The sequence below is a fragment of the Escherichia sp. E10V10 genome (assembly GCF_004211985.1).
Lineage (GTDB): Bacteria > Pseudomonadota > Gammaproteobacteria > Enterobacterales > Enterobacteriaceae > Escherichia.
The window spans coordinates 189,683-216,569 of sequence record NZ_RHJO01000001.1 but is presented as its reverse complement, the minus strand read 5'-3'; the positions used below and the strand labels follow the sequence as shown (position 1 = coordinate 216,569).

The window sequence follows — 26,887 nt, the reverse complement described above, 5'->3', positions numbered from 1 at the left end:
CCTTTTGGTTGTATGCCTTATACTAGCCGGATTATTTTTAGAAATGTGATGGTCTTATGGAATTAATTTTCTTAGGTACTTCGGCGGGAGTTCCAACCCGGGCGCGTAATGTCACGGCGATATTGCTCAATCTGCAACATCCGACCCAGGCCGGACTTTGGTTATTTGACTGTGGCGAAGGCACTCAACACCAAATGCTGCACACGGTGTTTAATCCCGGCAAACTGGACAGGATTTTTATTAGCCATCTTCATGGCGATCATCTTTTCGGTCTGCCCGGTTTGCTGTGCAGTCGTTCCATGTCAGGTATTGTGCAACCCTTAACCATTTATGGTCCGAAAGGTATCCGTGAATTTGTTGAGACAGCGTTACGCATTAGTGGCTCGTGGACCGATTATCCGCTGGAGATTATTGAAATTAGCGCAGGCGAAATTCTTGATGATGGCTTGCGTAAAGTGACAGCTTATCCGATGGAACATCCGCTGGAATGTTACGGCTATCGCGTAGATGAACATGATAAGCCTGGTGCGCTGAATGCCCAGGCATTAAAGGCCGCAGGCGTACCGCCAGGCCCATTGTTTCAGGATTTGAAAGCCGGAAAAACTGTCACACTGGAAGACGGTCGGCAGATTAACGGCGCTGATTACTTAGCCGCGCCTACACCAGGAAAAGTGATCGCCATTTTCGGCGATACGGGTCCTTGCGATGCCGCGCTGGCGCTGGCTAAAGGTGTCGACGTAATGGTTCACGAAGCGACTCTGGATTTGGCGATGGAGGCCAAAGCCAACAGTCGCGGCCACAGCTCCACACGCCAGGCGGCGGCACTGGCCCGTGAAGCTGGTGTCGGTAAGCTAATTATTACCCATGTTAGTTCGCGCTATGATGATAAAGGCTGTCAGCACTTGTTACACGAGTGCCGGACGATTTTCCCGGCAACTGAACTGGCGAGCGATTTCGCGGTGTTTAGCATTTAAGTCGAAAGCGGTGATTAGTTGGCAGATTAATTTAATGATGCCAACGCACTTATTTTTCATCTGTTTGCCGAATACGCTGGATGTCGATATCCGGCAAACAGATTTATCATTTTTAGTTTTGTGAATTGTCCAGACCTTCCGCCAGCCCAATCAGGCGAATAAATTCCGCTCTGTAGCCTTGTTGATCCGCTCCTTTCGCTTGCCGCGCCCACTGTTCGATCTGCTGCCAGGATGTATTATTCAGGCATTCATAACCGCGCAATTTTTGCCCAAATGCAGCGACTGCTGCGCGAAAACGCATATCTTCTGACGGTGCGTTTGTTGTGGGTGCCAATGGGAATTCAACTAACTGACTTTCTTTTCCCTGCGGGTATTTCCAACGAATCTTTAACCAGGCCAGTTCTTTCGCTTTATCTGATTTCGCTGATTTGCTATCCGGGGCATAGCGTAACTTATCAATTGATGCTTTTTGCCCATTCAGCGTTAGCTGTCGGTGTCGACGTCAAGGCTAAACGTCGCCAACGGGTTTTGCGCTACCTGCTTAACCGGATTATCATCGAACTGCTGATAGCGAGCGGTTCCTGAATTTGCGATACGTGTAGCTTTTGCTTTAGCCGCTCTTTCAAATGTTGGCGCTTCCTGCAATCGCCCCTGCAAAGCCTGTTTGTCTGAGGATTGTTGCGCTTCATGCTGGGCTAGGTTTTTGCTTTAGCGGCGGCGGCTCTTTGCTCCGCCACTTTTGTTGCCGCTTGTTGCGCGGCAAGTACTTGCTGGTCTGTGGGTGTAGTAGATTGTTGTTGCTGACTTTCCTTATCATCAGATTCCGGCCCACATCCTGACAAAATCAAACTACTAATAAGCAACATGATTATATTTTTATTTCGCATATAAAATCCTTTTAAATAAACTCAGCTACCAGACATAAAATAGACTCTTTGTATAATCCGACCAATCTTAATAAAATATAATCTCGAAACCCATAACAAATAATGATTCAACAACGAAACCTATTAAGAATTTGTATATGAAAAAAATAACCTTTTCCTTTTTTATATTATTCCTGCTTTCACTTCCTCTAATTGTTTTTTATCAGCCCTGGGTCAATGCATTACCGCCAACGCCCCAGCACGCAAGTCCCGAGCAATTAGAAAAAACAGTTCGTTATTTTACACAAACTGTGCATCCACGTAGTGCTGACAATATTGATAATCTGAATAGATCCGCAGAGTATATAAAAGAGGTCTTTGTCAGTAGCGGTGCCAGAGTTACCGTGCAGGACGTCCCCATTACTGGTGGCCCCTACAAAAACATTGTTGCTGATTATGGTCCTGCCGATGGACCGCTGATTATTATTGGTGCGCACTATGACTCTGCCAGCAGTTACGAAAACGATCAATTAACCTATACGCCGGGCGCGGATGATAACGCCAGCGGTGTGGCAGGATTACTCGAACTGGCACGTTTGTTACAGCAGCAAGCGCCGAAAATAGGTGTGCAACTGGTCGCCTATGCGTCGGAAGAACCGCCCTTCTTTCGTAGCGATGAAATGGGGAGCGCGGTACACGCCGCTTCGCTTGAGCGTCCGGTGAAATTAATGATAGCGCTGGAGATGATTGGTTATTACGACGCCGCATCCGGGAGTCAGGATTACCCTTACTCTGTCATGTCCTGGCTTTATCCCGACCGTGGTGATTTTATTGCTGTCGTCGGCAGAGTGCAGGATATCAGCGCTGTGCGTCAGGTAAAATCTGCGTTGTTATCAGCAACAGAGTTGCCTGTTTATTCTATTAATGCGCCAGGTTTTATTCCCGGTATCGATTTCTCCGACCACCTTAATTATTGGCAACACGATATTCCCGCCGTAATGATTACCGACACCGCTTTTTATCGTAATAAACAATATCACTTACCTGGCGATACCGCAGACAGACTCAATTATCAGAAAATGGCTCAGGTGGTGAATGGCGTTATAACCTTGTTGCAAAATAGTAAATAATAAAAATTCCTCGAGGAAGATCCAGAAAAAGCAACATGCACATTTTATTTTCCCTCGTCTGTTTTAAGATGCGAAAAATTAAATTCAACGGAGGAAAAATAAATGGGAATGATTGGCTATTTTGCAGAAATTGACTCAGAGAAAATTAACCAACTGCTTGAGTCTACTGAAAAACCTTTGATGGATAATATACATGACACGCTTTCAGGTTTACGCCGACTGGATATTGATAAACGCTGGGATTTTTTACACTTTGGGCTGACAGGCACCTCTGCATTTGACCCCGCGAAGAATGACCCGCTAAGTCGCGCCGTGCTTGGTGAACACAGCCTCGAAGATGGCATAGATGGTTTCCTGGGATTGACCTGGAATCAGGAGTTAGCCGCGACGATCGACCGCCTGGAAGCTCTGGACCGAAATGTGCTGCGTAAACAGTTTTCCATTCAGCGACTCAATGAAATGGAGATTTATCCGGGAGTGACCTTTTCAGAAGAGTTAGAGGGGCAACTCTTTGCCTCGATCATGCTTGATATGGAGAAGCTGATTAGCGCGTATCGACGTATGCTGCGACAAGGGAATCATGCGCTGACGGTTATTGTTGGGTGATGGTATCAGGGCACCAAAAAAAACCGCCGAACATGTCGGCGGCTTTCTGACTTACAAACTGACAGCTTACATCAGCGGCATTGCCAAACGCACAATACTAATCAGCGGTTGTGGCCATACACCCAGCACCAGAACCAGCAGTGCAGAGATGAGCACCACGATACCGCCTGCGCTGTACTGCCAGTTTGACGGTGCATCGCGACCCGGTTGTTCCGGTGCGTGCAGGTACAGGCTCACCGCCACACGCAGATAGTAGTAAAGGCCGATTGCCGAACCGACAACCACGGCACCCACCAGCCACCACAAGTGTGCCTGGACACCGACCGCCAGCACGTAGAACTTACCAATAAAGCCCAGCGTCATCGGGATACCGGCCAGAGACAGCATCATCACCGTCATCACCGCCGCGAGGATCGGACGATGCCAGAACAGTCCGCGGTAAGAGAACAGGGAATCAGCATCCGGGCCACGATACGGGCTGGACATCAGGCTGACCACGCCGAACGCGCCGAGGCTGCTGAACAGATAACCGGCGAGGTAAACCCCTACCGCTTCCATCGACATCTCGCCAGTTTGCAGCGCAATCAGCGCCACCAGCAGATAGCCGAGGTGAGAGATAGATGAGTAACCGAGCAGACGTTTGATATTGGTCTGGCTCAGCGCCATCAGGTTACCGAAGATGATGGAGGCAAAGGCGATAATCGCCAGCACCACGCGAATCGCTTCGCTGTCACCCACTGGTGCGTAAAGGAACAGACGCATCACCACACCGAAGATAGCGATTTTGCTCGCCGTCGCCAGGAAAGTGGAAACCGGCGCAGGCGCGCCCTGGTATACGTCTGGCGTCCACAGGTGGAACGGCACCAGAGAGAGTTTGAAGCCGAGGCCAACAATCATCAGGCCGAAACCTGCCAGCAACAGCGGCTCGTTGAGCATACCGTCGCCGAGGTTTTTACCCAGTGCAACGAACGACAGATCCCCAGACTGCGCATACACCAGCGCCATACCAAACAGCAGGAAAGAAGACGCTGCGGCAGAAAGAATGGTGTATTTGATACTGGCTTCCAGCGAACGTTTCTGGCGGAAAGCGTAACCGACCAGGCCAAACAGCGGCAAAGAGATCAGTTCGATACCGAGGAACAGAGACGCCAGATGGTTGGCATTCGCCAGCAGGATCCCGCCCAGCGCAGCAATTAACACCAACAGGTAGAACTCGTCCTTGTTGTCGTTATAGCCTTCAAGCCACGGGTAGGCGAAAGTACAGGTGGCGAGGCTCGCCAACAATACCAGCCCGGTGTAAAGCATGGCGAAACCATCAACGCGCATCAGCGGCGTAACGTCCATAGCGCCCGCCTGGCCGACAAACCAGAGCGAAACCAGCGCCGCGTTAAGCCCAATAACCGAGAGCGTAGCGTTGAGGAAATGATTGCGTCGCCACGCAATGGAGAGCATCACAACCACCACCGTCAAGCCGACGATCAGCAACGGTAGCAGTGCGATCAGGTTTTGTGGAGTTATTGTCATGGCGATTTACGGCCTTGTAGTAGTAACGGAATTAACAAACCACTGCTGGATATTGCCAATCGCGGAGTGCGAGGTATCCAGAATCGGCTGCGGATAGAAGCCCAGCAGTACCAGCAGCACCACCAGCAACAGGATCATAAACAGCTCACGCAGCGACATCCCTGGCAGTTCTTTGCTGGCAATCTCGCTTTTCGCTTTACCGAAGTAAGCGCGATGTAACATCGCCAGCGAATAAACAGATGCAAAGACCAGCCCAAAGGTAGAGATAACGGTAATCACCGGGACAACCTGGAAGCTGCCGAACAGAATCATAAATTCGCCGACGAAGTTACCGGTGCCGGGCATCCCAAGCGTTGCCACCGCAAAGAACAGCGACAGTGCTGGCAGCCATTTCATCTTGCTCCACAGACCGCCCATCATGCGCATGTCGCGGGTATGGATACGTTCATAAAGCTGACCGCAGAGAATAAACAGACCCGCCGCTGACAAGCCGTGCGCAATCATCTGAATTACCGCGCCCTGGTAGGCCAACTGGCTGCCAGTGTAGATAGCAATCAGCACGAAGCCCATGTGGGAAACCGAGGTGTAGGCGATCAGACGTTTGATGTCGGTCTGAGCGAAGGCCATCCACGCACCGTAGAAGATGCCGATAACACCCAGCCACATAGCGATTGGTGCAAACTCTGCCGACGCGTTCGGGAACAGCGGCAGGGAGAAACGCAGCAGACCGTAAGCGGCGGTTTTCAGCAAGATCCCCGCGAGGTCAACGGAACCGGCGGTCGGAGCCTGGGAGTGCGCATCCGGCAGCCAGCCATGCAGCGGAACCACCGGCATTTTCACCGCGAAGGCGATGAAGAAGCCCAGCATCAACAGGTATTCCACGCCGTTAGACATCGGCGTATTCAGCAGCTCTTCATAGTTGAAGGTCCAGACGCCGGTCGCGTTGTAGTGAACAAAGACCAGCGCCAGGATGGCGATCAACATCACCAGACCACTCGCCTGGGTATAAATGAAGAACTTGGTTGCCGCCGTGATACGCGTTTTACCGTCAGAAGCTTTATGCCCCCACAGTGCGATCAGGAAGTACATCGGCACCAACATCATTTCCCAGAAGAAGAAGAACAGGAACATGTCGATGGCAAGGAACACGCCGATAACGCCGCCCAGGATCCACATCAGGTTTAGGTGGAAGAAGCCCTGATATTTTTCGATCTCGTTCCACGAACAGAGTACCGCCAGCACGCCGAGCAGACCGGTCAGCACGACCATCAGCAGCGACAGACCGTCAATGGCGAGATGGATAGAGATACCAAAACGCGGGATCCACGGCATGTCGAATTCAGACTGCCACTGCGGAATTCCGGCGGATTGCGTCAGTGAATAACCGCCCTGCAACCACAGTTGCAGCGACAGCGCCAGCGTCAATCCCATGGTGATCAGCGCTACCCAGCGCGGCACCTTTACGCCAAAGCGTTCGGTCTGCCAGCACAGGAAGCCGCCGATAAAGGGAATTAATATTAGCCAGGGTAGTAACATGGCGATCTTTATTCCTTGTAAAAGTCCCGTCAGGACCGGATTTTCAACGAATTCTCACGACAGAAAATTCTCTTCGGATTGTGGTTGTAGTGTCGGATGCGCCGCGAAGACGGCTTATCCGACCTACGTTCTTATATGCCCAGGGGCAAGCCCACAATCCTTAACTCAACGCAGTACCATCAACAGTGCCAGCACCACGACCGCACCGATGCTCATGGATGCCACATACCAGCGCAGGTAGCCGTTCTCGCTTAACAGCAGGCCTTTACCTGCAAAGCGGGAAAGGACAGCCGGAATGTTCATCATTGAGTTCAGCGGATCGCGTTTCAGCAACCAGGCAATACCCAGGAACGGCTTGACGAACACTTTGTCGTACAGCCAGTCAAAGCCCCAGGCGTTGTACCACCAGGTACTCAGCAGGCGGCCCGGCGCACTGTTGGCGATGGAGGTCACCAGAGTACGTTTACCCAGCCACAGCCAGGCTGCCAGCAGAATGCCGACCACCGCGACCACGCCAGAGGTAATTTCCAGGGTCAACATGCTGCCGTGCGCCAGCTCCGTCGTTTGCGGAAGCACGCCCTGCAGCGGCGGTACAATCAGTGCGCCAACGAAGGTGGAAAGGATCAGCAGCACAATCAGCGGCAGGCTGTGAGTTACCCCTTTCACGGCGTGAGCGTGAATTTGTTCTTTTCCGTGGAAGACAATGAAAATCATACGGAAGGTGTAGAGCGAGGTCATAAACGCACCGACCAGACCTGCCACCATCAGATTGATATGACCATTCGCCATCGCACCCGCGAGGATCTCATCCTTACTGAAGAAGCCCGCAGTGACCAGCGGCAGTGCCGACAGTGCTGCGCCGCCCACCAGGAAGCAGAGATAAACCAGCGGAATAGATTTACGTAGACCGCCCATCTTGAAGATGTTCTGTTCGTGATGGCAGGCCAGAATGACGGAACCGGATGCCAGGAACAGCAGCGCTTTAAAGAACGCGTGAGTCATCAAGTGGAAAATCGCCGCATCCCATGCCTGCACGCCAAGCGCGAGGAACATGTAGCCAATCTGGCTCATGGTAGAGTAAGCGAGAACACGTTTGATGTCGGTCTGTACCAGCGCGGCAAAACCGGCCAGCAGCAGCGTAACCGCCCCGACAATGCCCACCAGATGCAGAACTTCCGGCGTCATCAGGAACAGGCCGTGGGTACGGGCGATCAGGTAGACACCCGCGGTTACCATCGTTGCAGCGTGGATCAGCGCGGAGACAGGCGTCGGGCCCGCCATCGCGTCGGCAAGCCATGTCTGCAACGGCAACTGCGCAGATTTACCGACCGCACCGCCCAGCAGCATCAGCGTCGCCCACATCAGCATGTTATTGCCGTCAGCAAAGTGCGCTGGTGCCAGTTCCACCATTTCGCGGAAGTTAAGGGTGCCCAGTTCGTTGTAAAGAATGAACAGTGCGAAAGCGAGGAAAACGTCACCCACACGGGTCACGACGAACGCTTTCATTGCCGCTGCGCCATTCTTCGGATCGGTGTAATAGAACCCGATCAGCAGATAGGAGCACAGGCCCACGCCTTCCCAGCCGAGGTACATCAGCAGCAGGTTATCGGCGAGAACCAGAACCACCATGCTGGCGATGAACAGGTTGGTGTAAGCGAAGAAGCGAGAGTAGCCCTCTTCACCACGCATGTACCAGGAGGCGTACATGTGAATAAGGAAACCCACACCAGTGACCACCGAGAGCATGGTCAGCGACAGGCCGTCCAGCACCAGGTTAAAACCGATGTTAAAGTCGCCTACCGACATCCACGTCCACAGCGGCTGGCTGTATGCCTGCTCGCCGTTAGCGAAGAAGTCAACGCCGATAAAGGCAGTTACCAGCGCCGCCAGGCCCACAGAGCCAACGCCGACGATCGCCGAGACGTTTTCAGACCAGCGCCCACGGGAGAACGCCAGCAGGACGAAGCCAATAAATGGCAAAATAATGGTTAAGGCAAGCATGTTCATCCGCGCATCTCACTTACTGAATCGATGTTCAGGTTCTGGCGACGACGGTGAAGTTGCAGCAGCAGCGCAAGGCCGATACTCGCTTCTGCCGCCGCGAGGCTGATGGCGAGAATATACATCACCTGACCGTCGGTCTGGCCCCAGTAGCTTCCGGCGACCACAAAGGCCAGCGCGGAGGCGTTAATCATGATTTCCAGACCAATCAGCATAAACAGCAGATTGCGACGGATAACCAGACCGGTTAAGCCAAGAACGAATAAGATTGCCGCGAGGATCAGTCCATGTTGTAAGGGGATCATGCGTGCTCCTCCGTTTTTCTTTTCGCGCTGTCGTCTTTACGATTGCTCAGCACTTCACCCGCACGCTCTTCACGACCGACGTGGAAGGCCACAACCAGACCCGCGAGCAGCAGCATAGAAGCCAGTTCCACCGCCAGTACGTAAGGCCCGAACAGCGTAATACCCACTGCTTTAGCACTGATTGGCGTACCGTCGATACCCTGATCGTTAACACCGAGGATGGCGTAAACAATCACCACCAGCATGATGGCCGACAAAATTGCCGGACCAATCCACACCTGCGGTTTCAGCCACTGGCGTTCCTGTTCGATTTCCGAACCGCCCAGGTTGAGCATCATCACCACGAACACGAACAGCACCATAATGGCACCCGCGTAGACGATAATTTCCAGCGCACCGGCGAAATAAGCGCCCAGTGAGAAGAACACCCCGGAAATCGCCAGCAGCGAAATAATCAGGTACAGCAGTGCGTGTACCGGATTGGTATGGGTGATCACTCGCAAGGTCGCAAGTATGGCTATCAGGCCACAGATATAAAAAGCGAACTCCATTGCCCCTCTCCTTACGGTAACAGGCTCTTGACGTCGATAGGCTTGGCTTCGTTCTCTGCTTCGCCCTTATCTTTGCCGTCGATTGCCATACCTGCCATCCGGTAGAAGTTATATTCCGGGTATTTGCCCGGACCGGAGATCAGCAGATCCTCTTTCTCGTAAACCAGATCCTGGCGCTTGTATTCCCCCATTTCGAAATCCGGGGTTAACTGAATCGCCGTGGTCGGACAGGCTTCTTCGCACAGACCACAGAAAATGCAGCGTGAGAAGTTGATGCGGAAAAATTCCGGATACCAGCGACCGTCTTTGGTTTCTGCTTTTTGCAGCGAGATACAGCCGACCGGGCAGGCTACCGCGCAGAGGTTACAGGCTACGCAACGCTCTTCGCCGTCCGGGTCGCGGGTCAGAACGATACGACCACGATAACGGGGCGGCAGATAGACCGGCTCTTCCGGGTACATTCGCGTTTCGCGTTTGGCGAACGCGTGCAGGCCGATCATCCAGATACTACGAACCTGGGTGCCGAAACCTACTAACAATTCTTTTAAGGTCATGGTCTTATTGCCCCTTATTGCGCCTGCCAGAGAATGACAGCCGCCGTTACCAGCAAGTTGATCAGCGTCAGCGGCAGGCAGATTTTCCAGCCGAAGGACATTACCTGGTCATAACGCGGACGCGGTAACGACGCACGAATCAAAATGAACATCATCATAAAGAACGCGGTTTTCAGCGCGAACCAGATGAATGGCGGTAACAACGGGCCTTGCCAGCCACCGAAGAACAGCGTCACCATCAGTGCAGAGATGGTCACAATCCCGATGTACTCACCCACGAAGAACAGACCGAACTTCATGCCGGAATATTCAATGTGGTAACCATCCGCCAGTTCCTGCTCGGCTTCCGGCTGGTCAAACGGGTGACGGTGACACACCGCCACGCCCGCGATGGCAAAGGTAATAAAACCAAAGAATTGCGGGATGACGTTCCACACATGCGCCTGGCTGTTGACGATGTCGGTCATGTTGAATGAACCGGCCTGCGCCACCACGCCCATCAGGGAAAGCCCGAGGAACACTTCGTAGCTCAGGGTCTGCGCAGAAGCACGCATCGCACCCAGCAGCGAGTATTTGTTGTTACTTGACCAGCCCGCAAACAGCACTGCGTAAACCGCCAGACCTGCCATCATCAGGAAGAACAAAATCCCGATGTTCAGGTCGGCAACCACCCAACCTGGGCTGACTGGCACAATTGCAAAGGCCAGCAGCAGCGAGGTAAAGGCAATCATCGGTGCCAGGGTAAAGATGACGCGATCCGAGAATTTCGGGATCCAGTCTTCTTTAAAGAACATTTTGATCATGTCCGCGACCAGCTGGAGCGAACCGCCCCAGCCAACACGGTTAGGTCCGTAACGGTTCTGGAACAGACCCAGCAGGCGACGTTCGCCAAAGCTCATGAATGCCCCACAGGTGACAACCACCAGCAGGATCACCACCGCTTTGAGGATGGTCAGCAGGATCTCAATCAGTTCCGGTGATAACCAACTCATTGTTGTGCCTCCTTGAGATCCTCAAGATGCGCGCCAGCCAGCACCGGAGCAATGCCGGACATACCCATCGGCAAGCCCACCTGCCCTGCCGTCAGCCCTTCGGCGATTTCAACCGGCAGCGTGACCGTGTTGCCATCGTAACTAAAGGAGACGCGTGTCCCCGCATTCACGCCCAACTTCGCGGCATCCGCTGGGTTGAGTTTGATGTACGGCTGCGGCATACGGCTCTGGAAGACCGGAGCACGCTGTGACAATTCATCGCTGCCAAACAGGTGGTAGTACGGCGCGATACGCCATTTCCCGTCCTGCGGCTGGAAGCGTGCCGGTACGCTGGTGAAGTAATCCAGACCGTTTTCGCTGGTTTCAAACAGACGCACGCCCGGATCGCCAAAGCGCAGTTTGCCGCCCACTTCGTCCTGGAATTTGTTCCACGCCTGCGGGGAGTTCCAGCCTGGCGCCCAGGCAAACGGCACTTGCGAACGGTGCGCGGTCGGCTGGTTGTTACCTTCCATCGAGAAGGTGAACATGGTGTCAATGTCCTGCGGCTGACGCGGCTCATGAACGCTGATGTTGGCGCGCATGGCAGTACGACCGCTGTAACGGTGCGGCTCACGGGCCAGTTTCTGCCCACGAATACGGAATGTCGCATCCGGCGCAGCATCTTTGATACCCGCCAGTTCCGGGATTTTCGCCACAACGGCGTCAATCACGTGGTCGAGCTGCGTCCAGTCCACTTCTCGGCTCAGCAGGGTGCTGTGCAACGAGTGCAGCCAGCGCCAGCTTTCCAGCATGACAGTTTTGCTGTCGTAATAGGACGGGTCGTAAACCTGGAAGAAACGTTGGGCGCGGCCTTCATTATTAATTACCGTACCGTCGCTTTCAGCAAAGCTGGCGGCGGAAAGCACCAGATGGGCGTTTTCCATGATCGCTGTGCGTTGATGGTCAACCACCATCACCAGCGGCGCTTTAGCCAGCGCAGCATTCACGCGGGTAGCGGAAGCGTGACGATGCAGATCGTTTTCCAGCACAACCACCGCGTCGGCGCGTCCGGTTTCCAGTTCGGTTAACGCTTCTTCAAGCGATCCACCGCCCATAATGCCCAGCCCCATGCTGTTGACAGAACGGGCAATCATGGTGATACCGACGTCAGCGCCGCGACCTTTCAGGGCTTTCGCCACGTTAGCCGCAGCCTGAATCACTTCAGCGCTACCGGCGTTCGTCCCGGAGATAATCAACGGTTTCTTCGCACCAGCCAGTGCCTGCACGATGACGTCGATTTTGCTTTGCAGCTGAGGTTCGATACCGTCAACCGCTGGCGCGGAGTTGTCCAGCGCATGGGCGATGGCAAAACCTAAACGCGCCTGATCTTCAACCGGTGCGCGGTAAGTCCACGCAGCGATATCATCCAGACGGGTGTCATCAACGTTGGTAACAAACAGCGGATGCTTCGCACGTTGGCCGATGTTGAGGATTGCCGCAATCTGCCAGTCAGCCACTTTCTGTGCTGCCGCCATTTCGCGCGCTTTACCTTTCACCGCCTGACGAACTGCCAGCGCGACGCGCGCGCCGGTCTGGGTAACGTCTTCGCCCAGCACCAGTACCGCATCATAAGATTCGATTTCGCGCAGTGCCGGAGTATAAATGCCGCCTTCACGTAGTACTTTCAGCGCCAGTTGCAGACGTTCCTGCTCACCGTGAGCGATACCGGTGTAGAAGTTTTCTTCGCCCACCAGCTCACGCAGCGCAAAGTTGCTTTCCACGCTAGCGCGCGGAGAACCGATGCCGATCACTTTCTTCGACTGACGCAGAATATCTGCCGCGCCCTGCATTGCCTGTTCGGCGTTGAGGGTAATGAAATCATCGCCACGACGCTGTACTGGCTGACGCGGACGATCTTTCAGGTTGACGTAACCGTAACCGAAACGACCACGGTCGCAGAGGAAGTAGTGGTTTACCGTACCGTTGTAACGGTTTTCGATACGACGCAGTTCGCCATAACGCTCGCCGGGGCTGATGTTACAGCCGATGGAACATTGCTGGCAGATGCTCGGCGCAAACTGCATATCCCATTTACGGTTGTAACGCTCGGAGTGCGTTTTGTCGGTAAATACGCCGGTCGGGCAAATTTCGACCAGGTTACCGGAAAATTCGCTTTCCAGCGTGCCGTCTTCCGGGCGACCGAAGTAGACGTTGTCGTGCGCACCGTAAACGCCCAGATCTGTACCGTCAGCGTAATCTTTGTAGTAACGCACGCAGCGGTAGCAGGCGATGCAGCGGTTCATTTCGTGAGAGATGAACGGCCCCAAATCCTGATTACGGTGGGTACGTTTAGTGAAACGGTAGCGACGGAAGGTATGCCCGGTCATCACGGTCATATCCTGAAGATGGCAGTTACCGCCTTCTTCACATACCGGACAGTCGTGCGGGTGGTTGGTCATTAACCACTCGACCACACTTTCACGGAACTGTTTCGCTTCTTCGTCGTCAATGGAAATAAATGTGCCATCGGAAGCCGGTGTCATACAGGACATCACCAGGCGACCACGCGTGTCTTCCGCGTTTTGGTATTGCTTCACCGCACACTGGCGGCAAGCACCGACGCTTCCCAGCGCCGGATGCCAGCAAAAGTAAGGAATATCAAGGCCCAGAGACAGACAAGCTTCCAGCAGGTTGTCCGCTCCGTTGACCTCGTATTCTTTGCCGTCTACATGAATTGTAGCCATTAGCATGCTTCCAGTTTTCTCAGTCAGAGACTGAGCGTTAATCGAAATTCGGTTACCAGCGCTCTTTCAGCAGGTTCGGCTGAATCCCATTAATCAAATGGGTATTGCTGAACGGCTGTTTGATTCCCGCCTCAAATTCTTCGCGGAAATATTTGATGGCGCTCTGTAACGGCTCCACTGCACCAGGTGCGTGGGCACAGAAAGTTTTACCCGGGCCTAAGAATCGACACAGTTGCTCAAGTGTTTCGATATCGCCCGGCTGACCTTCACCACGCTCAAGCGCACGCAGAATTTTCACGCTCCACGGCAGACCGTCGCGGCACGGCGTACACCAGCCGCAGGACTCACGGGCGAAAAACTCTTCCAGGTTACGCACCAGCGACACCATGTTGATCTCATGGTCAACAGCCATAGCCAGCGCCGTACCCAGACGGCTTCCCGCTTTACCGATACTTTCGAATTCCATCGGCAGGTCAAGGTGCGCTTCAGTCAGGAAGTCAGTCCCCGCGCCGCCTGGCTGCCAGGCTTTGAATTTCAGACCATCACGCATACCACCGGCGTAATCTTCGAGGATCTCGCGCGCGGTAGTACCAAACGGCAGTTCCCACAGGCCCGGATTTTTCACCCGACCGGAGAAGCCCATCAGCTTGGTGCCAGCATCTTTACTTTTCGAGATGTTCTGATACCACTCCACGCCGTTAGCGAGGATCGCCGGAACGTTACACAGGGTTTCGACGTTGTTGACACAGGTCGGTTTGCCCCATGCACCGGAGGTTGCCGGGAATGGAGGCTTCGAGCGTGGGTTAGCACGACGTCCTTCCAGGGAGTTGATTAACGCTGTTTCTTCCCCGCAGATGTAGCGCCCTGCCCCGGTATGGACGAACAGTTCGAAATCGAAACCTGTTCCCATAATGTTTTTGCCAAGCAGACCCGCTTCGGTCGCTTCGGCAATGGCGCGGCGCAGATTCACTGCCGCTTCAATATATTCGCCACGCAGGAAGATGTAGCCACGGTAAGCTTTCAGCGCAAACGCGGAGATAAGCATACCTTCCACCAGCAGGTGCGGCAGTTGCTCCATCAGCAGGCGGTCTTTATAGGTGCCTGGCTCCATTTCATCGGCGTTACACAGCAGGTAACGGATGTTCATGGATTCGTCTTTCGGCATCAGGCTCCATTTCAGGCCGGTAGAAAAGCCCGCGCCACCGCGCCCTTTCAGACCAGCGTCTTTTACCTGATTAACGATTTCGTCCGGAGACAGCCCGGTCAGCGCCTTACGCGCGCCTTCGTAACCGTTTTTGCTGCGATATTCGTCCAGCCACACTGGCTGTTTGTCATCGCGCAGACGCCAGGTCAGCGGATGCGTTTCGGGAGTACGGATAATGTTTTTCATTTATACCGCTCCAGCAGTTCAGGGATCGCTTCCGGGGTCAGATGCGCGTGAGTGTCCTCATCGATCATCATGTTTGGCCCTTTATCACAGTTCCCCAGGCAGCAAGTTGGCAGCAGCGTAAAGCGGCCATCAAATGTCGTTTGCCCTGGTTTGATGTTCAGCTTTTTCTCGAGCGCCGCCTGAATACCCTGGTAACCGTTGATATGACAGACCACGCTGTCGCAATAACGGATCACATGGCGACCAACCGGCTGGCGGAAGATCTGGCTGTAGAACGTTGCCACACCTTCAACGTCGCTCGCCGGAATACCCAGCACATCGGCGATCGCGTGGATCGCGCCATCCGGCACCCAGCCACGCTGCTTCTGAACGATTTTCAGCGCTTCAATGGACGCCGCACGCGGGTCTTCGTAGTGGTGCATCTCGTGCTCAATCGCTTCACGCTCTGCCGCACTCAGCTCAAAAGCCTCGGTTTGTGGTTGTTGATTCTCGTGCATAATTAGCGGTCCACATCTGACATAACAAAATCGATACTGCCCAGATAAACAATCAGGTCAGACACCAGGCTGCCGCGGATCGCCGCCGGAATTTGCTGCAAATGCGCATAACTCGGCGTACGGATACGGGTGCGATAACTCATGGTGCTACCGTCGCTGGTCAGGTAGTAACTGTTGATCCCTTTGGTCGCCTCAATCATCTGGAAAGATTCATTGGCAGGCATCACCGGACCCCACGACACTTGCAGGAAGTGGGTGATCAGGGTTTCGATATGTTGCAGCGTGCGCTCTTTCGGCGGCGGCGTGGTCAGCGGGTGATCCGCTTTGAACGGGCCTTCCGGCATGTTGTTGAGGCACTGCTCAAGAATGCGCAGACTCTGGCGCAGCTCTTCCACTTTCAGCATCACACGGGTGTAGCAGTCAGAAACACCACCACCCACCGGGATTTCAAAGTCGAAGTTTTCATAGCCAGAATAAGGACGCGCCTTACGCACGTCGAAGTCGATCCCGGTAGCACGCAGGCCCGCGCCAGTGGTGCCCCACTCCAGTGCCTCTTTCGCGCCATAGGCGGCAACGCCCTGGGAACGACCTTTCAGAATGGTGTTTTGCAGCGCCGCTTTCTCGTAAGACGCCAGACGTTTCGGCATCCAGTCGAGGAACTCCCGCAGCAGGCGATCCCAGCCGCGCGGCAGGTCGTGCGCTACGCCGCCAATACGGAACCACGCCGGGTGCATACGGAAACCCGTGATCGCTTCCACCAGATCGTAAATTTTCTGACGATCGGTAAAGGCAAAGAACACGGGCGTCATTGCGCCGACGTCCTGAATAAAGGTGGAGATATACAGCAGGTGACTGTTGATGCGGAACAGTTCGGAGAGCATTACGCGAATGACGTTAACGCGATCCGGCACGGTGATCCCGGCCAGTTTCTCTACCGCCAGCACGTAAGGCATTTCGTTAACGCAGCCGCCGAGGTATTCGATACGGTCGGTATACGGAATGTAGCTGTGCCAGGACTGGCGCTCGCCCATTTTCTCTGCACCACGGTGGTGGTAGCCGATGTCTGGTACGCAGTCGACAATCTCTTCGCCGTCGAGTTGCAAAACGATACGGAAAGCCCCGTGCGCCGACGGGTGGTTCGGGCCGAGGTTGAGGAACATGAAGTCCTCGTTTTCGGTGCCGCGCTTCATCCCCCACTCTTCCGGTTTGAAGGTCAGGGCTTCCATCTCCAGATCCTGTTTGGCTTTGGTCAGCTCAAACGGCGAGAATTCGGTAGCGCGCGCCGGGTAATCTTTACGCAGCGGGTGACCTTTCCAGGTTTGCGGCATCATGATGCGGCGCAGGTTCGGGTGACCGTCGAAAGTAATGCCAAACAGATCCCAGGTCTCACGCTCATACCAGTTAGCGTTCGGGAACAGTTTGGTGAAGGTCGGTACGTGCAGGTCGTTTTCTGCCAGCGCCACCTTCAGCATGATGTCGCGGTTACGATCGATAGAAATCAGATGGTAGAAAACGGAAAAATCCGCGGCAGGTAACCCTTCGCGGTGTGTGCGCAGACGTTCGTCCATGCCGTGTAAGTCAAACAGCATGACGTAAGGTTTCGGCAGTTTCTTTAAGAAATCGCCAACTTCCAGTAATTGTTCACGCTTGATCCACACAACGGGAACCCCGGTGCGAGTCGCCTGAACAGTAAAGGCATCCGGCCCAAAACGGTTGCGCAGTTCGCCAATCACCGGATCATCAAGATGATCGCGGGTCTGCCAGGCGGGTTCTTGCGCGGTTAAGTCGGTCATATTGTTCACCATTGCAAATGGTCCGTGGTGACTGTCGGCGCAGTAAGCTTCGCGAAATAGATTTAGGAATAAGCGAAGAAAAATCCCTTTGCCGACAGGCGCAAATTAAATCTCGTCAGGTGTACGCAGGTTGGTTACGGCAATGCGTTCACCGCGCTTGCGTTCGCGCTCTGATTGCATATTGGCGCGATAAACGCCCTGATCGCCAACCACCCAGGAGAGCGGACGACGTTCTTTGCCGATAGATTCCTGCAACAGCATCAGTGCCTGCATGTACGCTTCAGGACGCGGCGGGCAGCCCGGGATATACACATCAACCGGGATGAATTTATCGACGCCCTGCACAACGGAATAAATATCGTACATACCGCCGGAGTTGGCACAGGCACCCATTGAGATAACCCATTTTGGTTCCAGCATCTGGTCATACAGGCGCTGAATAACCGGTGCCATTTTGGTAAAGCAGGTTCCTGCAACCACCATCAGGTCAGCCTGACGCGGCGAAGCACGCAATACTTCTGCGCCAAAACGCGCCACGTCATGCACCGCGGTAAACGAAGTCACCATCTCAACGTAACAGCAGGAAAGACCGAAGTTATACGGCCAAATTGAGTTTTTACGACCCCAGTTAACCATGTCATTGAGCTTGCCCATAAACACGTTTTTGTTAACTTCTTGCTCCAGAGGGTCGGTTACGATCTCCTGCTTTTGCAGGGGGTAACGGTCGTTCTCACCGTTGGGATCTATGCGGGTGAGCGTATAATCCATCTTAATGCCTCGCGGTTAGCGTTGACGATTAGCGATACTGTTCGTTTCCGGGTTCATACGCTCGCGGCGTGAACGCGCGGGCGTCCAGTCCAGCGCGCCAATACGCACCAGATAAACCAGACCTGCCAGTAACACAAAAATAAAAATTGCAGCTTCCACAAAGCCTACCCAGCCGCTTTCGCGGATAGAGGTTGACCATGCGAACAGATACAGCGCTTCAACGTCGAAGATAACGAAGAACATGGCCACCAGATAAAACTTGGCGGACAGGCGTAAGCGGGCGGAGCCGACCGAGTCGATACCGGATTCAAACGGCACGTTTTTCGACCTCGCGCGTGCGCGACCGCCTAAAAACCAACCGCCTACCAGCATCAGGCAACACAGGCCAATGGCAACGATAAGAAAGATAGCGAATGCCCAGTGATGAGCGATGACTTCAGTGGATGTTGACATACTCATTGCTTACTCATCAAAAGTAGCGCCAGATTCACTGCTCTTCACGGCAGATGGACGCCACATCGATTCATGGGGAGGAATAAAAAAAACCTTACAACTACTGTAGTAACAATTTTACACAGTGAATTGATGTGGTCTTTTACCCCTTTCTATAACCTTTTGTCAACTTTAACAAAAGTTTCTTCACATTAATTTACATAATACCAACAACTTTTGCATTTAATGCTCTTCATCCCAGATCATTGACGACTCCAGGAAAATTAGATGTTGTTGAATCGTGTCCGTTGTGAAGCAATGGAAAAAATACGGGTCTATTTTGACAGGAATTTGTGTCGATTCCTCCCCCTAAAAGAGAGTATTTTCTTGATCTGTGACACGCTTTTGTTAATCCATAACAAAAATACAGCAACAAATTCACGTATTTTTTAACATCATTGTAGCAGGAGATTTTTATCCGGCGATTTTTTGTTCGCGCGTATAGAGAATGGAGGTCGATTGAAAAATGAACACATTTGTTCAAAATCAGGAAAAGTCGTCATCATTTATTGTAAAAAAAAGCCACTGACGTTCAAAAAAACATCAGTGGCTTGTTTTTACAAATGTGGTTACCTGGTACCAGGCAATTATTCGTAATCGCCTTCAATTAACAGAGAATCATCCCCTTCATGGGCTCCTGTCGCGCTGAACTGCCATGGATTCTGATAACTCTCCATTGCCTGGTATATCACCTGGGCCAGTTCATTACCGCTGGACGGATCATAGCAGAGCAAATATTCGGTATCTGGCAGTGGTGGTAAACCGTCCACAGCACTCAAGACGCGCAGGTCCGGACTCATCATCTCAACCGGCCTTGCCGTTACACCCAATCCCGCTTTCACTGCAGCACGAACCGCCGGCAACGTGGAGGCGACATAAGCCAGACGCCATGGAATATCTGCTTTATTGAGTGTTGCCAGAACCATATCGCGGAACGGACTAGGATCATCCAGCAACACCAGAGGGATCGGCTCGCCTTTTTGCAATACGTATTCCGCAGCGCAATACCAGTGCGTTGGAGAAGTTCTCAGGTTCAACGCCTTAAAGGTACCAGGACGATTTGTGGTAACCATTAAATCCACTTCCTGGGACTTCAGCATATCTGCCATATAGGCATTACGCTTAACGCGGACATCCAGCGCAAGTTTCGGATAAACCGAACTCACGCGATTAAGCAGGAAAGGTAAGATCGTATCAGCAGATTCATCTGAAGCGCCGATTGTTAACACGCCCTGAAGATTACTGAACATCAATGATGAGCAAGCTTCATCATTAAAACGCAGGATCTTCCTGGCATAGCCAAGAAGCTGAATGCCATGTTCAGTTAACAGTTTGTTACGACCATGCCGAGCGAACAGTTCTTTCCCAACGAGTTGTTCAAGACGTTGCATTTGCTGACTAACAGCGGACTGAGTACGACACACGGCGGCAGCTGCAGCAGCAAAAGTGTTCAGATCGGCAACAGCAACAAATGTTCTCAGCAGATCGAGGTCGAGGTTAATTATCGGACGATTTGCACTTATCATATATTATCACTTACTGGCGGCTCATACTGAGCTGGTTAATGCTGTGCACACACAAACAAGCAATTCCATTTGTAATGTGCCTCCCTGGCAGTTTCATCCGGAAGTCTGGATGAAAGTTAAAATGCATATGAGTTGCACTAATAAGAACGACTCACATTGTTCCGTTATAATGCCTGAAGTAGTTCACAGAATATATCTTCAGGAATCGCATATCTATTAAGTTACTCACTCTTTTCTATTTATGACATGCGAGTGTTTGTGTAAATGTAAATGTTGTTCCTTGTTCCACTACTAGCAAAGCGGCGCCAACCCAGCGTGAACACGCATAAGCGGCGATGATTTGTCTGCATCAAAAGTGGGGCTTCCGTCATTTAAGCGAGCATTTTACCCTAAAACCCATTTATTTATAAGGGCCATTGCGAATTATCTGATGCAAAGTTATGTTATGTTAGGCAAAGTAATCTTCTATTATTAATAAGCACAACAAAACCTTTTTGAATATTAAATAATAATTAATTAGCACACCCTGCATTCATTAATTCCGCTTAACAATAGTTTCGCACGTCATCACCTATACGACACTTCGGCGATCACTACTCTGTTAATGTTTCACTTATAATGAAAATATCATGAATATGTTATGTTCGCGATTTCTTAAATCAAAGGAAATTCGCACATTTATCTACCAGACAAAAAACTATGCATTAGATTAATACTTAGAATAAATCACTACAAAACACAAATCATTAAGCATATGCATCTCAATATTTAACGATTATTAAGTTATTAACAGCACATTCCCTTCTTTTACTCTCGCAAAATCTTGTTCTGCAGAACTTCAAAACACCGCCTCGGGGGAGTACATTGTTCTAAGCTGACTTCCACGGCAGGGAGTGGCGATAACAGCAAAAAAGGTCAAGATTCATGTCACCCATTGAAAAATCCAGCAAGTTAGAGAATGTCTGTTATGACATCCGTGGTCCGGTGCTGAAAGAAGCAAAACGCCTGGAAGAAGAAGGTAACAAGGTATTGAAACTGAACATTGGCAACCCAGCCCCGTTCGGTTTTGACGCTCCTGATGAGATCCTGGTTGACGTGATACGCAACCTCCCGACCGCTCAGGGCTATTGTGATTCAAAAGGCCTCTACTCTGCGCGTAAGGCCATCATGCAGCACTATCAGGCGCGAGGCATGCGTGATGTTACCGTGGAAGACATTTACATCGGCAATGGTGTATCGGAGCTTATTGTTCAGGCAATGCAGGCCTTGCTGAACAGCGGGGATGAAATGTTGGTTCCTGCACCTGATTACCCACTATGGACCGCGGCGGTTTCGCTCTCCAGCGGTAAAGCGGTGCACTACCTTTGTGACGAGTCCTCTGACTGGTTCCCGGACCTCGATGATATTCGCGCTAAAATTACGCCTCGTACGCGCGGTATCGTTATTATCAACCCGAACAACCCTACTGGCGCGGTTTATTCCAAAGAGCTTTTAATGGAAATTGTGGAGATTGCGCGTCAGCATAATCTCATTATTTTCGCCGATGAAATTTACGACAAAATTCTCTACGACGACGCCGAGCATCACTCGATTGCGGCGATGGCGCCTGACCTGCTGACCATTACCTTTAACGGTCTGTCGAAAACGTATCGCGTGGCAGGCTTCCGTCAGGGCTGGATGGTGCTGAACGGGCCGAAAAAACACGCCAAAGGCTACATCGAAGGTCTGGAGATGCTGGCATCAATGCGACTTTGCGCCAACGTTCCCGCACAACACGCGATTCAGACCGCATTGGGCGGCTATCAGAGTATCAGTGAATTTATCTTACCAGGCGGGCGTCTTTACGAGCAGCGTAATCGCGCATGGGAGTTGATTAACGACATTCCAGGCGTTTCCTGCGTGAAGCCACGCGGCGCGCTGTACATGTTCCCAAAAATCGACGCCAAACGTTTTAATATTCACGACGACCAGAAGATGGTGCTGGACTTCCTGTTACAGGAAAAAGTTCTGCTGGTTCAGGGGACGGCATTTAACTGGCCGTGGCCGGATCACTTCCGCATAGTTACGCTGCCGCGCGTTGATGATATCGAACTGTCATTAAGTAAATTCGCTCGTTTCCTTTCTGGCTATCATCAGCTGTAATCTTAAATTCACTGCCGGAGATTGCATCCGGCAGTGTTATCCCCCCACAATGATCTCATGAAGTCATCACACGCAAGGTCGTTATGAAGCAGAGCCATTTTTTTGCCCATCTCTCCCGTCTGAAACTCATTAACCGCTGGCCGTTAATGCGCAATGTACGGACAGAAAATGTGTCTGAGCACAGTTTGCAGGTGGCGATGGTCGCCCATGCGCTGGCAGCCATTAAAAACCGTAAGTTTGGCGGAAATGTCAACGCTGAACGCATCGCTCTTCTGGCGATGTACCACGATGCCTCTGAAGTGCTCACAGGCGATCTCCCTACCCCAGTGAAATATTTCAACTCGCAAATCGCTCAGGAATACAAAGCCATTGAAAAAATCGCCCAACAAAAGCTGGTCGATATGGTTCCGGAGGAGTTGCGGGATATTTTCGCGCCATTAATCGATGAAAATGCGTATAGCGATGAAGAAAAGTCACTGGTGAAACAGGCTGATGCACTTTGTGCCTATCTGAAATGTCTGGAAGAGCTCGCAGCCGGAAATAATGAATTTTTGCTGGCAAAAACGCGGCTGGAAGCGACGCTTGAAGCGCGCCGCAGCCAGGAGATGGACTACTTCATTGAAGTCTTTGTTCCCAGCTTCCATCTTTCTCTCGATGAGATTAGCCAGGATTCGCCACTGTAAGCAGACAGATACCAGCGTCGCATCGGGCAATAAGCGCCAGATGCGACATCAGGCTCTCGTTAAAACGGAAACAGCATCGGAATCATCACCACACAAACCGCCATCACGATAATGGTGAACGGTACCCCCAACTTCACAAAGTCACTGAAGCTGTAATTTCCCGGACCTAAAACCAACGTGTTAACCGGTGAGGAAACTGGCGTCATAAAGGCGGCGGATGCTGCCATCGCCACCACCATGGCAAATGGATACGGCGAGACGCCCATTGTTTTAGCCGCGGCCAGCGCAATCGGCGCCATCAACACAGCCGTTGCCGTATTCGAAATAAACAAACCAATCACCGCCGACAAGACAAACAAACAGCCAAGCATCATATGCGGCCCGTAACCGCCGCCGATGTCCATTAACCCTTTCACCGCCAGCGCGACACCGCCTGTTTTCTGTAGCGCTACCGCGAACGGCATCATCCCAACGATCAAAATAATGCTCGGCCAGTGAATAGATTTATAGGCGCTTTCAGCATCGATACAGCGGAATTTCCCCATCAGCAGGCAGGCAATGATAGCCGCGATGGGATTAGGGATTTCATCAGTCAGCATTAACGCCACCATCAACACCAGACAGAAAATGGCATGGGGTGCCTGACTGTGCGCAGGCGATGCTTCACTCACCTCTTCCGGTAAGTTCAGCGCCACGAAGTCGCGGCCCTGTTTTGCCAGCATACCGATAAGCTTCCAGTTACCGACGACCAGAATGATATCGCCCAGCAGCAGAGGCTCATCCGCCAGCGAACCTTCCAGCGCCACGCCGTTGCGTTTCAGGCCCACCACATTTAGTCCGTAGCGCGTACGAAAGCCAATTTCGCGCACCGATTTACCAATCAACTCAGACTCAGGAATTAATGAAATCTCCGCCATGCCAACATCAAGGGCTTGATCGGAAAAATACTCGCCGCGCAGCACCATCGGTTCCAGCAATTGTTCACTACAAAATTGTCGGAGATCGACATCAGCCGCAGACATATCAATAAGCAAAACGTCACGCGCCCGGAATTCAGAAACCCCGTTCACGTTCACAATAACGCGACGAAAACGCCGCCAGCGTTCAACACCGATGACGTTAGCGCCATAACGTTCACGTAATTTGAGATCGTCCAGTCGCTGGCCAATCATCGGCGAACCGGGACGAATGGCCAGGCGACGCGCGCGCCCGGTAAGTCGGTATTCACGGATAAGATCGCGGAAGGTACGACGCGTCCAGCCTTCGCGCTGCGGGGACTGGGTATCCCCTTTCAGCATGAAACGCATCACTAACATATACAAGATGCCCAGCACCAGTACGACCAGGCCGATGGGGGTTACGCTAAAGAAACTAAAACCATGATAGCCTTCACGCAGCAATTCACTGTTAATCACCAGGTTAGGTGGCGTTGCCACCAGCGTCATCATGCCGCTGATCAGCCCGGCAAAACTCAACGGCATCATCAGGCGCGACGGCGACGTTTGCATGCGCATAGCGACGCTTAACACCACAGGGATAAAGATAGCGACGACGCCCGTTGAACTCATAAACGCGCCAAGGCCCGCAACGGTCAGCATCAACAAAACCAACATTTTGATTTCACTGTTGCCTGCCACTTTAACCAGCCATGTCCCCATTACAGTGGCGACGCCCGTGCGGACTAAACCATCGCCAATAATAAACAAGGCGGCGATCAGTACCACGTTAGGATCGGAAAAACCGGAAAATACTTCAGGGACGGTCAGCGTACCGCTTAATGCAAACGCAACAATGACAAACAAAGCGACCGCATCCATACGCACTCTGCCAGTCGCAAACAAGACGATGGCAACCGCCAGTAATGAAAGAACCCAGATCAATTCACCGTTCACAACGTATCCTTGTTAATTGAGGGGGATGGCCTGATTCTGCCACAAAAAAGCCCCGTCGGGACGGGGCTAAATCATGATCTGGCGTTTCACGCAATAATAACGTCACCATTTGGCTGTTTGATCACAGTAATTTGTTCCAGACTATGGAGGACCAAATCTACCTCATTCAGACGCGGGGTATCAGCCGGTGAGTTAACCGCAATAACATGACATCCCGCGGCCAGGCCTGAAAGCACGCCAGCGGGAGCATCCTCCACCACCACACATTCCTGCGGTGCAAGGCCCAACAGTTGTGCACCTAACAGATATGCATCCGGCTCTGGTTTTCCACGTTTAACCCGCTCTGCGGTAACAAACACTTCCGGCGCGGGAAGTCCGGCGACTTTGTGACGTGCTCGCGCAACAGGCATGGAACCAGAAGTGACAATGGCCCACGGAATCCCCGCTTTATTCAAATGATTGAGTAAAGCTATCGCCCCTGGGAGTGCGGTAATACCTTCGGTTTCCGTGGCCTCGATTTGTTCCAGACGGGTAAACTCGGCGGCAATTTCCGTCTCCGATTTACCCATCATGAAATGGCGCAGAGACGTAATCGCCTGTTTACCATGAATAAACGCCAGCACATCTTCCGGTGCTAGCCCATGACGTCTGGCCCAGTTGCTCCACGCCCGCTCTACCGCGGGCAGAGAATCCACCAGCGTTCCATCCAGATCAAACAGAAAACCTTTACACCGCACGCGGGCCTCCTCAGGCGTTGATGATTTGGTTAATTTCGTTAGCGCTCAGGTGATACTGACGCGGGCAGGCATGCCAGACATTCAACATGCGCAGATATTTCTCCCACATTGGCGTCTGGGCATTAAAGCCGTGAGTTCCGGCATCAAAATGGGTGTAACGCCCTTCAACGTTAACCATAAAGCGGACATATCCGAGATAACGCGCTTCGGTGGCGGCGTCAAAGCCGAGGAAGGTGACACGACGTTCATCGATGGATTGCTGGTCCTGTAAATTAGACCAGGAAACATGCAGCGCGTGATACATCTCCATAATGTCGATGATAGTGCGGCAGGTTTCTTCTTTCAGATCGCCAAACTCGCGATCCAGTTCGCGCATTTGTAAACCATAACCACGCTCAATGATTGTTTGCAGGCGACGGTAACGTTCAGCATTTGCCGGATCGAGCATAGTCATCATTTTGTACTGGTTAGACAAAATAAGACGTTGCGCGTTGGTCATTTCCATTGTTGACTCCTGTATCACTCTACTACGGTGAAAAAAAAGAAGGCCGATGTCTGCCTTCTTTTATATGCGTAATCAGGGGTCAATTACAAATCATCAAGGAAAGTTTTATCCAGTTGTTTGAAGGCGCGCTTAAGCGTGTCAGCTAATGCCTGGTAATCAGGCTTGCCTTCAACAGGTGCCAGCACCTGTCCAGACTCCTGCAATTTACCGCGAACTTCATAAAACCAGTTGAGGATTGCAGGTGGTAGTGGCGTTACAGAACGCTTGCCCAGCCACCACAGTCCCTGCATGGGTAAGCTTAGGGCGAACAACGCAGTGGCGACTGCCGGACCAAGCTGACCGCCCAGCGCAATCTGCCAGCAGAGAGTAAACACGGCGATCGGCGGCATAAAGCGGATCGCATAGCGCGTCATCTTAATGACGCGATTCTCAACAAAGACCGGGGCAAGGCGTTTTTCCAGCGGCCACGTCTTTGAGTAATGCTGTCCCCGGCGAAACAAGCTAAAAAAATTAACAGAACGATTATCCGGCGTTGACATGCTTCACCTCAACTTCACATATAAAGATTCAAAAATTTGTGCAAATTCACAACTCAGCGGGACAACGTTCAAAACATTTTGTCTTCCGTACCCACAATCAGGTATCCTTTAGCAGCCTGAAATGGCCGAGTAGTACATATTCATTGAGTCGTCAAATTCAT

The 26,887-nt window shown here is 52.2% G+C and carries 23 protein-coding genes and 1 pseudogene; 5 read left to right on the top strand and 19 right to left on the bottom strand.

Features of this window, described 5'->3' with window-relative positions; all coding sequences use genetic code 11:
• Nucleotides 1-56: 56 nt before the first annotated feature.
• Nucleotides 57-974, top strand: a complete 918-nt coding sequence (gene rbn, locus D9736_RS00980) for a ribonuclease BN (RefSeq protein ID WP_130257467.1) — start codon at nt 57-59, stop codon at nt 972-974.
• 112 nt (nt 975-1,086) lie between these two features.
• On the opposite strand, the pseudogene D9736_RS00975 reads toward rbn, so the two are convergent.
• Nucleotides 1,087-1,861: pseudogene (locus tag D9736_RS00975) on the bottom strand (von Willebrand factor type A domain-containing protein).
• 137 nt (nt 1,862-1,998) lie between these two features.
• On the opposite strand from D9736_RS00975, the gene D9736_RS00970 reads away from it, so the two are divergent.
• Both D9736_RS00970 and D9736_RS00965 read left to right on the top strand, forming a co-directional pair.
• Nucleotides 1,999-2,970 (top strand): M28 family metallopeptidase, encoded by a 972-nt coding sequence (locus D9736_RS00970; protein ID WP_130257466.1) that lies wholly within the window; start codon nt 1,999-2,001, stop codon nt 2,968-2,970.
• A 102-nt stretch (nt 2,971-3,072) separates the two neighbouring features.
• Nucleotides 3,073-3,576 (top strand): YfbM family protein, encoded by a 504-nt coding sequence (locus D9736_RS00965; protein WP_130257465.1) that lies wholly within the window; start codon nt 3,073-3,075, stop codon nt 3,574-3,576.
• A 66-nt stretch (nt 3,577-3,642) separates the two neighbouring features.
• Here the strand turns inward: D9736_RS00965 and nuoN are convergent, their stop codons facing one another.
• The 14 genes from nuoN to lrhA all read right to left on the bottom strand — a co-directional run bounded on the left by nuoN (nt 3,643) and on the right by lrhA (nt 20,228).
• The gene (gene nuoN / locus D9736_RS00960; protein WP_000156701.1) at nt 3,643-5,100 is read right to left on the bottom strand and encodes an NADH-quinone oxidoreductase subunit NuoN; all 1,458 of its coding nucleotides are present in this window, start codon (nt 5,098-5,100) and stop codon (nt 3,643-3,645) included.
• Nucleotides 5,101-5,106: 6 nt separating this feature from the next.
• Entirely contained in the window at nt 5,107-6,636 is a 1,530-nt protein-coding gene (nuoM, locus tag D9736_RS00955) for an NADH-quinone oxidoreductase subunit M (RefSeq protein WP_130257464.1), read from the bottom strand.
• Nucleotides 6,637-6,801: 165 nt separating this feature from the next.
• Entirely contained in the window at nt 6,802-8,643 is a 1,842-nt protein-coding gene (gene nuoL, locus D9736_RS00950) for an NADH-quinone oxidoreductase subunit L (protein WP_130257463.1), read from the bottom strand.
• The gene (gene nuoK, locus D9736_RS00945; RefSeq protein ID WP_000612644.1) at nt 8,640-8,942 is read right to left on the bottom strand and encodes an NADH-quinone oxidoreductase subunit NuoK; all 303 of its coding nucleotides are present in this window, start codon (nt 8,940-8,942) and stop codon (nt 8,640-8,642) included. The genes nuoL and nuoK overlap by 4 nt, the downstream gene beginning before the upstream one ends.
• Nucleotides 8,939-9,493, bottom strand: a complete 555-nt coding sequence (gene nuoJ / locus D9736_RS00940; RefSeq protein ID WP_000393511.1) for an NADH-quinone oxidoreductase subunit J — start codon at nt 9,491-9,493, stop codon at nt 8,939-8,941. The genes nuoK and nuoJ overlap by 4 nt, the downstream gene beginning before the upstream one ends.
• 11 nt (nt 9,494-9,504) lie before the next feature.
• The gene (gene nuoI, locus D9736_RS00935) at nt 9,505-10,047 is read right to left on the bottom strand and encodes an NADH-quinone oxidoreductase subunit NuoI (RefSeq protein WP_000172749.1); all 543 of its coding nucleotides are present in this window, start codon (nt 10,045-10,047) and stop codon (nt 9,505-9,507) included.
• A 14-nt stretch (nt 10,048-10,061) separates the two neighbouring features.
• Nucleotides 10,062-11,039, bottom strand: coding sequence for an NADH-quinone oxidoreductase subunit NuoH (nuoH, locus tag D9736_RS00930; protein WP_000118685.1), 978 nt, complete (start codon nt 11,037-11,039; stop codon nt 10,062-10,064).
• Entirely contained in the window at nt 11,036-13,762 is a 2,727-nt protein-coding gene (gene nuoG / locus D9736_RS00925; protein ID WP_130257462.1) for an NADH-quinone oxidoreductase subunit NuoG, read from the bottom strand. The genes nuoH and nuoG overlap by 4 nt, the downstream gene beginning before the upstream one ends.
• Nucleotides 13,763-13,814: 52 nt before the next feature.
• Nucleotides 13,815-15,152, bottom strand: coding sequence for an NADH-quinone oxidoreductase subunit NuoF (nuoF, locus tag D9736_RS00920; protein WP_000789500.1), 1,338 nt, complete (start codon nt 15,150-15,152; stop codon nt 13,815-13,817).
• A complete protein-coding gene (nuoE, locus tag D9736_RS00915; protein WP_000545042.1) occupies nt 15,149-15,649 on the bottom strand; it encodes an NADH-quinone oxidoreductase subunit NuoE in 501 nt (166 codons plus the stop codon). The genes nuoF and nuoE overlap by 4 nt, the downstream gene beginning before the upstream one ends.
• Nucleotides 15,650-15,651: 2 nt before the next feature.
• Nucleotides 15,652-17,454, bottom strand: coding sequence for an NADH-quinone oxidoreductase subunit C/D (gene nuoC / locus D9736_RS00910; protein WP_000247878.1), 1,803 nt, complete (start codon nt 17,452-17,454; stop codon nt 15,652-15,654).
• A gap of 93 nt (nt 17,455-17,547) precedes the next feature.
• On the bottom strand, nt 17,548-18,210 hold the full coding sequence (gene nuoB / locus D9736_RS00905) for an NADH-quinone oxidoreductase subunit NuoB (RefSeq protein ID WP_000386733.1): 663 nt from the start codon (nt 18,208-18,210) through the stop codon (nt 17,548-17,550).
• 15 nt (nt 18,211-18,225) lie between these two features.
• Complete coding sequence (gene nuoA, locus D9736_RS00900) at nt 18,226-18,669, bottom strand: NADH-quinone oxidoreductase subunit NuoA (RefSeq protein ID WP_000062997.1); 444 nt, start codon at nt 18,667-18,669, stop codon at nt 18,226-18,228.
• Nucleotides 18,670-19,289: 620 nt separating this feature from the next.
• Nucleotides 19,290-20,228 carry a transcriptional regulator LrhA gene (gene lrhA / locus D9736_RS00895; RefSeq protein ID WP_130257461.1) on the bottom strand — a complete coding sequence of 313 codons (939 nt, stop codon included), beginning with the start codon at nt 20,226-20,228 and terminating at the stop codon, nt 19,290-19,292.
• Between the two features lie 924 nt (nt 20,229-21,152).
• Here lrhA and alaA point away from each other — a divergent pair.
• Both alaA and yfbR read left to right on the top strand, forming a co-directional pair.
• Nucleotides 21,153-22,370, top strand: a complete 1,218-nt coding sequence (alaA, locus tag D9736_RS00890; RefSeq protein ID WP_064526608.1) for an alanine transaminase AlaA — start codon at nt 21,153-21,155, stop codon at nt 22,368-22,370.
• Nucleotides 22,371-22,453: 83 nt separating this feature from the next.
• Entirely contained in the window at nt 22,454-23,053 is a 600-nt protein-coding gene (yfbR, locus tag D9736_RS00885) for a 5'-deoxynucleotidase (RefSeq protein ID WP_130221942.1), read from the top strand.
• 59 nt (nt 23,054-23,112) lie between these two features.
• Here the strand turns inward: yfbR and D9736_RS00880 are convergent, their stop codons facing one another.
• The 4 genes from D9736_RS00880 to yfbV form a co-directional block, all read right to left on the bottom strand.
• Nucleotides 23,113-24,945 carry an SLC13 family permease gene (locus D9736_RS00880; protein ID WP_130257460.1) on the bottom strand — a complete coding sequence of 611 codons (1,833 nt, stop codon included), beginning with the start codon at nt 24,943-24,945 and terminating at the stop codon, nt 23,113-23,115.
• Between the two features lie 86 nt (nt 24,946-25,031).
• A complete protein-coding gene (gene hxpA, locus D9736_RS00875) occupies nt 25,032-25,682 on the bottom strand; it encodes a hexitol phosphatase HxpA (RefSeq protein WP_130216964.1) in 651 nt (216 codons plus the stop codon).
• Nucleotides 25,683-25,692: 10 nt separating this feature from the next.
• Nucleotides 25,693-26,187 carry a YfbU family protein gene (locus D9736_RS00870; protein ID WP_130216962.1) on the bottom strand — a complete coding sequence of 165 codons (495 nt, stop codon included), beginning with the start codon at nt 26,185-26,187 and terminating at the stop codon, nt 25,693-25,695.
• 83 nt (nt 26,188-26,270) lie between these two features.
• Entirely contained in the window at nt 26,271-26,726 is a 456-nt protein-coding gene (gene yfbV / locus D9736_RS00865) for a terminus macrodomain insulation protein YfbV (RefSeq protein WP_000106627.1), read from the bottom strand.
• Between the last annotated feature and the right edge of the window lie 161 nt (nt 26,727-26,887).

Excerpts from the sequence above, each read along its gene's own strand:
- nuoE (WP_000545042.1), bottom strand. The coding sequence starts at position 15,649 with ATGCACGAGAATCAACAACCACAAACCGAGGCTTTTGAGCTGAGTGCG.
- nuoJ (WP_000393511.1), bottom strand. The coding sequence starts at position 9,493 with ATGGAGTTCGCTTTTTATATCTGTGGCCTGATAGCCATACTTGCGACC.
- D9736_RS00970 (WP_130257466.1), top strand. The coding sequence starts at position 1,999 with ATGAAAAAAATAACCTTTTCCTTTTTTATATTATTCCTGCTTTCACTT.
- nuoF (WP_000789500.1), bottom strand. The coding sequence starts at position 15,152 with ATGAAAAACATTATCCGTACTCCCGAAACGCATCCGCTGACCTGGCGT.
- nuoC (WP_000247878.1), bottom strand. The coding sequence starts at position 17,454 with ATGGTGAACAATATGACCGACTTAACCGCGCAAGAACCCGCCTGGCAG.
- nuoA (WP_000062997.1), bottom strand. The coding sequence starts at position 18,669 with ATGAGTATGTCAACATCCACTGAAGTCATCGCTCATCACTGGGCATTC.
- D9736_RS00870 (WP_130216962.1), bottom strand. The coding sequence starts at position 26,187 with ATGGAAATGACCAACGCGCAACGTCTTATTTTGTCTAACCAGTACAAA.
- yfbR (WP_130221942.1), top strand. The coding sequence starts at position 22,454 with ATGAAGCAGAGCCATTTTTTTGCCCATCTCTCCCGTCTGAAACTCATT.
- nuoI (WP_000172749.1), bottom strand. The coding sequence starts at position 10,047 with ATGACCTTAAAAGAATTGTTAGTAGGTTTCGGCACCCAGGTTCGTAGT.
- alaA (WP_064526608.1), top strand. The coding sequence starts at position 21,153 with ATGTCACCCATTGAAAAATCCAGCAAGTTAGAGAATGTCTGTTATGAC.
- lrhA (WP_130257461.1), bottom strand. The coding sequence starts at position 20,228 with ATGATAAGTGCAAATCGTCCGATAATTAACCTCGACCTCGATCTGCTG.
- nuoM (WP_130257464.1), bottom strand. The coding sequence starts at position 6,636 with ATGTTACTACCCTGGCTAATATTAATTCCCTTTATCGGCGGCTTCCTG.
- nuoH (WP_000118685.1), bottom strand. The coding sequence starts at position 11,039 with ATGAGTTGGTTATCACCGGAACTGATTGAGATCCTGCTGACCATCCTC.
- nuoL (WP_130257463.1), bottom strand. The coding sequence starts at position 8,643 with ATGAACATGCTTGCCTTAACCATTATTTTGCCATTTATTGGCTTCGTC.
- nuoK (WP_000612644.1), bottom strand. The coding sequence starts at position 8,942 with ATGATCCCCTTACAACATGGACTGATCCTCGCGGCAATCTTATTCGTT.
- rbn (WP_130257467.1), top strand. The coding sequence starts at position 57 with ATGGAATTAATTTTCTTAGGTACTTCGGCGGGAGTTCCAACCCGGGCG.
- nuoG (WP_130257462.1), bottom strand. The coding sequence starts at position 13,762 with ATGGCTACAATTCATGTAGACGGCAAAGAATACGAGGTCAACGGAGCG.
- yfbV (WP_000106627.1), bottom strand. The coding sequence starts at position 26,726 with ATGTCAACGCCGGATAATCGTTCTGTTAATTTTTTTAGCTTGTTTCGC.
- nuoN (WP_000156701.1), bottom strand. The coding sequence starts at position 5,100 with ATGACAATAACTCCACAAAACCTGATCGCACTGCTACCGTTGCTGATC.
- nuoB (WP_000386733.1), bottom strand. The coding sequence starts at position 18,210 with ATGGATTATACGCTCACCCGCATAGATCCCAACGGTGAGAACGACCGT.
- D9736_RS00965 (WP_130257465.1), top strand. The coding sequence starts at position 3,073 with ATGGGAATGATTGGCTATTTTGCAGAAATTGACTCAGAGAAAATTAAC.